Here is a 6,903-nt window from a genome sequence, read left to right as displayed (position 1 = left end):
TGTAGTACAGATAGCAGCAGTTAGAGTTGTTTTACCGTGGTCAACGTGGCCGATAGTACCAACGTTTACGTGCGGTTTCGTACGTTCAAATTTTTCTTTAGACATGAATAGTCCCTCTAGGTACGGATATAAGTGGCTTTGACGACCACGTAACCAAAAAATATGGCAATTAAGTATATATCAAAAGGAAAAGTTTGCTAAAAGCGCGCTGATATTAATGACTCAGTATTGAGGTTTATTTGCCATTATTGAAAAGGACAAATAAACAACTAAGCAAACCAGCGCGTTAGAATTGGAGCGTGCAGCGGGAATCGAACCCGCATCATCAGCTTGGAAGGCTGAGGTAATAGCCATTATACGATGCACGCGATACGCAACTCTTTGGAGCTATTTTACCTTTAGAATATGGTGGAGGGGGACGGATTCGAACCATCGAAGGCAGTGCCGTCAGATTTACAGTCTGATCCCTTTGGCCACTCGGGAACCCCTCCAAATTTTTTAGCTTTTTCTCAATAAAGGAAAAAGTGGTGCCGACTACCGGAGTCGAACTGGTGACCTACTGATTACAAGTCAGTTGCTCTACCTACTGAGCTAAGTCGGCACAAGTGGGGCGCATTCTATTGAATGATTTTCCACCTTGCAATAGCTAAAGCGAAAAAAAATAATATTTTTTCCGAGTTTCTTCTGATACGGCTTATTTTTTACCAATTCAAGCGTTTCATAGAAATTCTAGGCGCATTATTATTTTCATTCTGCTCTTCTTGATGTATTTTCCATTCTCTACGTTTTCATTTATCTAAAGAGTTGATATGAGCCCATTTATGTCTTTTGACCGTTGCCAATGGACGGAGTTAAGAAACTCAGTACCAATGACACTTTCAGAGGATGACTTAGCCGAGCTACAAGGTATCAATGAAAACTTAACCATGAAAGAAGCCGTTGATATCTATCTTCCACTATCAAGGCTACTCAATCTATACGTTGCCGCTCGTCAGAATCGTAATTCAATACTAGACCAGTTTCTCGGCAATACAGGGCACGCACCACCATTTGTCATTGGCATTGCTGGCAGTGTTGCGGTAGGCAAAAGTACAACCGCTCGACTATTGTGCGCTCTTTTGTCTCGCTGGGAAAACCACCCAAAAGTTGAACTCATCACAACGGATGGATTTCTGTATTCAAACAAGGTGCTTGAGCAACGCAATTTGATGAGCAAAAAAGGATTTCCAGAATCTTATAATACTAAGCGCCTTATCCAATTTGTCTCTGATGTGAAGGCTTGTAAACGCAATGTGCAAGCGCCGATCTACTCACATTTAACTTATGACATCACACCAGAAGTGAAAAATGTTGATTTACCCGATGTGTTAATTATTGAAGGGTTAAATGTGTTGCAAGGGGGGCCGGAACAGAACCAATCTGCCAATCACGTGTTTATATCAGATTTTTTGGATTTCTCTCTTTATGTCGATGCTGATAGCACTCTGATTGAACAGTGGTACATCGAGCGATTTATGAAATTCAGAGACGGTGCATTTGCGAAACCAGGATCTTATTTTAGTCATTACACTCAACTCACTAAACAAGATGCGGAATTGAAAGCCCGAAACATTTGGCAATCCATTAACGGTAAAAACCTTTCAGAAAATATTCAACCCACAAGAGAGAGAGCCCACCTTATTTTGCGTAAAGGAAAAAACCATACGGTAGAGCAAGTTTTATTACGTAAATAGAGCTTGCAGACAATAATCAGTTAAACCTTATATCTCGTGCTTTCTTAACGATATTTCACCACCGATATAGGGTTCTATTCCATTATCTGTCTCAAGTAACACTGCGCCACGGTCATCGATTCCTTTTACAACACCTGTCACTTCCCTTGGTCCAATAAGCAAGCGAACGCTTCTTCCAACAAAGTTATCTAGTCGATTCCATCGTTCTACAAATCCCTTCATCCCAAACTGTTCGTATTCGTTTAGTGCGCTTGTCCAAGAATCAATCAGAGTGGATGCAAGTATATTTCGATCAACTAACTGAGACTCTGCGAGTTCATCTAGAGATGTCCAAGGTTGATCAATACCATCGATATCAGGTCGCATTGAGATATTAAGCCCCATCCCTAGCACTATATGCGCCGCTCCGCCTGCCTGCCCTGACATTTCTACTAATATTCCACCAAGTTTTTTATCTTGGTAATACAGGTCATTTGGCCATTTTAATTTAATCCCTTCGAAACCTAACTGTTCAAGAGCTTCAACCGCTGCGATACCAATAACAAGGCTCAGCCCCATTGCAGCTGCCATACCTGCATCAAGACGCCAGTACATTGATAAATAAAGGTTACTACCGAAAGGTGATATCCATTGCCGTCCTCTTCGGCCACGCCCTTGCGATTGATACTCTGCAAGACAAACTGTCCCTGAATCAATGCTTCCAACTTGATTTAATAAGTACTGATTTGTTGAGTCGATGATAGGTACCAACTCAAAAGGCTGAATTAACCCTTCCGATAATAGCTCTCGATTTAGTAGGTTTAGCGGCTTAGATAGACAGTAACCTTTTCCTTGAACACGATATATATCAAGCCCCCACTCCTGGATCCCATTGATATGTTTACTAATCGCTGCGCGCGAAATACCCAAAAGCTCACCAAGTGTTTCACCTGAATAAAATTTTCCATCAGCAAGTGAGTTCAATATTGATAATTTAACTTGGTGCTCTTTCATGCATTAATACTCTCGATTTCAGTTAGTGTCACTTCTCTCTGCCGACCAATGAAACGAACTTCATGTTCCAACTCTATACCAAACGTATCCTTGACTGTTTGATAAATGTTCGCTGCAAGCTTTATAATATCATCAGCACTTGCATTATCAGAGTTAACTAAAACCAGGGCTTGTTTAGGATGGACTTGAGCACCACCGCATACAACACCTTTGAACGCACATTGATCAATAAGCCACCCTGCCGCAACTTTAAATTGATTATCGAACGGATAAGCCACTAACGAAGGAAATTGACTTAACAAGCCTTCGTATTTTTCACGGCTAATGACCGGGTTCTTAAAAAAGCTTCCAGCATTACCTTGCAGCGCAGGGTCCGGTAACTTTTCCATACGCACTCGACATACTTCATCGAAAATAGCCTTAGGTGATAATTCGTCTACCGATATCTTTTGAAGTGGGCCATATTGATTATTTGGCACCCATCGTTTCGATAGACAAATACCTAGCGCGACGACAACAGCCTTTTGGTATAATTCATGTTTGAAAATAGACTCACGATACCCAAACTTACATTCTTCGTTTGTTAGGCGTTTGATCTTAAATGTATCAAGGCAAAGAACATCAACATACGTACAGACATCTTTTAGCTCAATACCATAAGCGCCTATATTTTGAACAGGCGCAGATCCCGCACACCCTGGTATTAATGCTAAGTTCTCCAGACCACCAATAGATTGCTCGATTGTCCATTTTACCAGTGTTGGCCAGTCTTCCCCTGCACCAACGTGTAAGTAAAGATCATCTTCATCACGACTAATATCTCGCCCCAAGATTCGATTTACGATCACTACACCATCAAAATAATCGGTAAAAAGAACATTACTCCCTTTACCTAAAACAAGCTTAGGTAAAGCCTCCCATTCAGGATCTTGAAAAACGTCAATTAATTGTTCTATTGACGTCACTTCTACAAGAAAACGAGCTTTCTGCTTAATGCCGAATGTATGATATTTATCTAAATTTACGTCAGGATATGATTGCATGGTCTTTATGAGTTAACTTACACTATTTCAATTCTACATGACTCCAACCAATAGCGCAGTGACTGAATGTCAGAAGTAAAGATAGAACAGCTCGACCCAATCAAAATTCCACTGATCAAGAAATTGTATAAGGATCACTACCCTTCAGCTAAAGCAAAGAAAAGTGAACTTATCATCACCATTTCAGAATCAAACCAACTCAGTGGTGTCGTGAGGTTTAGAGAGATCGAACATTTCCGTCTGCTAACTGGCATGCTTACGATTCCAGAAAAAAGAGGAATGGGTCTAGCGAATAAATTGATGGCGCATTGCAAGTCAAATATTCTCACACGATCTGATTATTGTTTCGCATACAGCCACCTTGAACTCTTTTACCAAAAGCATTGTTTTATTCGGGTAGAAGTTGATGACATGCCAAACTCGGTAAAATGCCTCTTTCTGCGATATGTAAACAGTGGGAAAGATCTCATTCCAATGCAATTTGTAGGATAAAAATGAAGATACAACCCGCTTTACTAGTCATATGCTAGTAGTTTTTGGTAAAATTGAAGGTTCGCAATTTTGCATATCTCTAAGGTAAAAAATTCAAGATGATCGCTAATAGAAATCCATTCGAACACTTGCCAACTATCGCGCAAGACCCTAACAAGTTTGAAGTAATTCTATCCGCTAGAGACTTTAGAATTCGTTTATTAGATGCAATTAAGACTGCAAAAAGTCGTATCTATCTTATTGCATTGTATTTAGAGGATGATGAAGCTGGTAGAGAAATTCTGACTGCTCTGTACGAAGCCAAACAGCAAAACCCAGGTTTGGATATCAATGTTTGTGTTGACTGGCACCGAGCGCAACGTGGTCTTATTGGCGCGGATTCGTCCGATGGCAATGCGGCAATGTACAAATCTTTCAGCGAAAAATACGAACATAAAGTGCCTGTTTACGGTGTTCCAGTTCGAGGTAGAGAAGTCTTTGGCGTTTTACATTTAAAAGGCTTTATTATTGATGACGCTGTTATATATAGCGGTGCAAGCTTGAATAATATTTATTTAAATTACCAAGAACGCTACCGATTCGACCGTTACCATACCTTTGAGAATAAAGATCTAGCAAACAGTATGGTAGAGTTCGTCCAATCTGAAATGATCGCAAACTCTGCAGTTAATGATTTAACCGATCGAGATAAACCAAGTACCAAAGAGATTAAGGCTGATATCCGCCAACTTAGAGCGTCACTAGCAAACTCTGAGTATAAATTTGCACATCAACCAACTGGTGAAAATGAAATTGCGGTAACGCCTCTTGTTGGCGTTGGAAAAAGACGCAATAAGTTAAACCAGACAATAAATCATTTGATAGCGGAAGCTAAAGATGAAGTATTCATCTGTACTCCATACTTCAATTTCCCTAAAAGCATCGCAAAAGAAGTGAAAAAGGCCCTAAAACGTGGTGTAAAAGTCACCATAGTTGTAGGAGATAAAACAGCTAATGATTTCTTTATTTCTCCTGAGGAAGATTTTAAGACAATTGGCGGATTGCCTTATCTGTATGAAGTAAATCTTCGTAGTTTTGCCAAAGCCAATGAAGCTCACATTGCCAGTCGTAATCTTTCCATACATTTATGGAAACATGAAGAGAACAGTTTCCACCTTAAAGGTTTGTGGATAGATAAACGCTACATGCTACTCACAGGGAATAATTTAAACCCACGAGCTTGGAAGCTAGATTTAGAAAATGGCATTTTAATTCAAGATCACCATCAGCATCTAGTTGACAAGTTTGGCTCTGAAGTTGACAATATTTTGCAGCATACCCAGTTAATTTGTACTTATCGTCAGCTAGACAAAGTTGAGCGTTATCCAGATACAGTGCAGAAACTAATTAAAAAAGTCACTCGGGTAAAAGCAGATCGAGTTTTAAAACAAATCCTCTAGACGAAATATCCATGGTAAACAGAAGCACTAAACTTACAAGTTTGGTGCTTTTTTTACTAATGCCGTTATTCCATGCACCGCATAGTGTATCTACGATATCGTCATAGTTTTCGAAACACCTGCTTGCTACTTCATTTTGCGAAGCCAACTCCATAGCTGTTCTATAGGGTTAAACTCGGGAGAATAAGGTAGGATATAGGTGACGGTGAGGTTCTCAAATTCATCTGCAAGATAGCTCTGATGCCAACTCGCTTGATCCATGATAACAACGGCATGCTTGCCAACCTGTGTGGCTTGAGAAATCAATCTGAGTTGCTCTTTCATTGCTTCCATATTACTCAGGGGAACCACTATCGCTTCAGCTTCTCCTGTTGTAACACATACTGCGCCGAACAGGTATACATACTCGAATTGCTGTTGTTGTACTACTCTGGGGGCGTGTACCTTTCTCTGCCCATATTCGCGTTGTTGTATTACGTTGACCGAATCTAGCCCCGTCTTGAAACCATATTTGAACATCCTCTAAGGCTACAGACCAGGGATCCTAAGGACCGTTTCGATTGTTTTTTTTAAAAGCTTCTTGGGCTTCAACTGACTGTTTAGGATGTTTAGGATGTTTAGGATGTTTAGGATGTTTAGGATGTTTAGGATGTTTAGGATGAGTAGTGATCCAATTCAGACCTATTTCATGTAATAACTGATAGAGCGCCGACTTTTTATATGATGTATCGAAATGGCTTTCTATATAAAGCCCAATGTCTCGCTTGAAGGCGACCGCCACTTTCAAGCTGCGTGTTCGATAACATATTCTTGGACCCATTTATTGACGCTTACTCCGCTAACTTTAAGGTACTTAGCTATTTTAGTGCGACTTTTACCGTCAACAAAATAAGAAACGGCTAAATAACGCATTCTAAGTCGAGCATTGGATGTGGAATTAATCAGGCTCGGAAAATCATGCTTCATAAGGACTCCTTTTAAGAGTTCACATTAGATCATAAATTAACGGAATTGGTATCAGAGTGTTTTCCGGTTGGTATCAATTATTCTCCCAAACGGCAAACGTAAAAAAACCCTAATCTTTCGATTAGGGCTTTTTTAAATAAGTGGCGGAGTGGACGGGACTCGAACCCGCGACCCCCGGCGTGACAGGCCGGTATTCTAACCAACTGAACTACCACTCCGCAGTGGTCAACTCACTAT

Annotated in this window: 6 protein-coding genes, 4 tRNA genes and 1 pseudogene; 3 read left to right on the top strand and 8 right to left on the bottom strand. The window is 40.3% G+C overall.

The window, feature by feature from the left end; all coding sequences use genetic code 11:
• The 4 genes from F0249_RS19370 to F0249_RS19355 form a co-directional block, all read right to left on the bottom strand.
• Window positions 1-105, bottom strand: a 105-nt coding sequence (locus F0249_RS19370) for a GTP-binding protein (RefSeq protein WP_238928544.1), incomplete at its 3' end; no start/stop codon positions are given.
• 188 nt (window positions 106-293) lie between these two features.
• Window positions 294-368, bottom strand: a tRNA-Gly gene (locus F0249_RS19365).
• Between the two features lie 38 nt (window positions 369-406).
• Window positions 407-491, bottom strand: a tRNA-Tyr gene (locus F0249_RS19360).
• 34 nt (window positions 492-525) lie between these two features.
• Window positions 526-601: transfer RNA gene (locus F0249_RS19355), tRNA-Thr, on the bottom strand.
• A gap of 208 nt (window positions 602-809) precedes the next feature.
• Between F0249_RS19355 and coaA the strand changes: the two genes are divergently transcribed.
• The gene (coaA, locus tag F0249_RS19350; RefSeq protein WP_171757552.1) at window positions 810-1,733 is read left to right on the top strand and encodes a type I pantothenate kinase; all 924 of its coding nucleotides are present in this window, start codon (window positions 810-812) and stop codon (window positions 1,731-1,733) included.
• A gap of 27 nt (window positions 1,734-1,760) precedes the next feature.
• Here the strand turns inward: coaA and birA are convergent, their stop codons facing one another.
• Together birA and murB are read right to left on the bottom strand one after the other, a co-directional pair.
• Entirely contained in the window at window positions 1,761-2,726 is a 966-nt protein-coding gene (gene birA, locus F0249_RS19345) for a bifunctional biotin--[acetyl-CoA-carboxylase] ligase/biotin operon repressor BirA (RefSeq protein WP_171757551.1), read from the bottom strand.
• Complete coding sequence (murB, locus tag F0249_RS19340; protein WP_171757550.1) at window positions 2,723-3,769, bottom strand: UDP-N-acetylmuramate dehydrogenase; 1,047 nt, start codon at window positions 3,767-3,769, stop codon at window positions 2,723-2,725. The genes birA and murB overlap by 4 nt, the downstream gene beginning before the upstream one ends.
• A gap of 66 nt (window positions 3,770-3,835) precedes the next feature.
• Here murB and F0249_RS19335 point away from each other — a divergent pair, with 66 nt between their 5' ends.
• Window positions 3,836-4,261 carry an N-acetyltransferase gene (locus F0249_RS19335; protein ID WP_017051020.1) on the top strand — a complete coding sequence of 142 codons (426 nt, stop codon included), beginning with the start codon at window positions 3,836-3,838 and terminating at the stop codon, window positions 4,259-4,261.
• Window positions 4,262-4,359: 98 nt separating this feature from the next.
• Window positions 4,360-5,700: a CDP-diacylglycerol--serine O-phosphatidyltransferase gene (gene pssA / locus F0249_RS19330; protein WP_171757549.1), complete on the top strand. Its 1,341-nt coding sequence runs from the start codon at window positions 4,360-4,362 to the stop codon at window positions 5,698-5,700.
• Here the strand turns inward: pssA and F0249_RS19325 are convergent.
• Both F0249_RS19325 and F0249_RS19320 read right to left on the bottom strand, forming a co-directional pair.
• Window positions 5,657-6,666, bottom strand: a pseudogene (locus tag F0249_RS19325) (IS630 family transposase). The gene pssA and the pseudogene F0249_RS19325 overlap by 44 nt on opposite strands.
• A gap of 141 nt (window positions 6,667-6,807) precedes the next feature.
• Window positions 6,808-6,884, bottom strand: a tRNA-Asp gene (locus tag F0249_RS19320).
• Between the last annotated feature and the right edge of the window lie 19 nt (window positions 6,885-6,903).

Source organism: Vibrio sp. 03-59-1 (genome assembly GCF_013114135.1).
Taxonomy (GTDB): Bacteria; Pseudomonadota; Gammaproteobacteria; order Enterobacterales; family Vibrionaceae; genus Vibrio; species Vibrio cortegadensis.
This window is presented reverse-complemented; position numbering and strand designations above follow the sequence as displayed.

What these genes read in the sequence shown, in the direction of transcription:
- coaA (WP_171757552.1), top strand. Translation starts at nt 810, where the DNA reads ATGAGCCCATTTATGTCTTTTGACCGTTGCCAATGGACGGAGTTAAGA.
- birA (WP_171757551.1), bottom strand. Translation starts at nt 2,726, where the DNA reads ATGAAAGAGCACCAAGTTAAATTATCAATATTGAACTCACTTGCTGAT.
- murB (WP_171757550.1), bottom strand. Translation starts at nt 3,769, where the DNA reads ATGCAATCATATCCTGACGTAAATTTAGATAAATATCATACATTCGGC.
- F0249_RS19335 (WP_017051020.1), top strand. Translation starts at nt 3,836, where the DNA reads ATGTCAGAAGTAAAGATAGAACAGCTCGACCCAATCAAAATTCCACTG.
- pssA (WP_171757549.1), top strand. Translation starts at nt 4,360, where the DNA reads ATGATCGCTAATAGAAATCCATTCGAACACTTGCCAACTATCGCGCAA.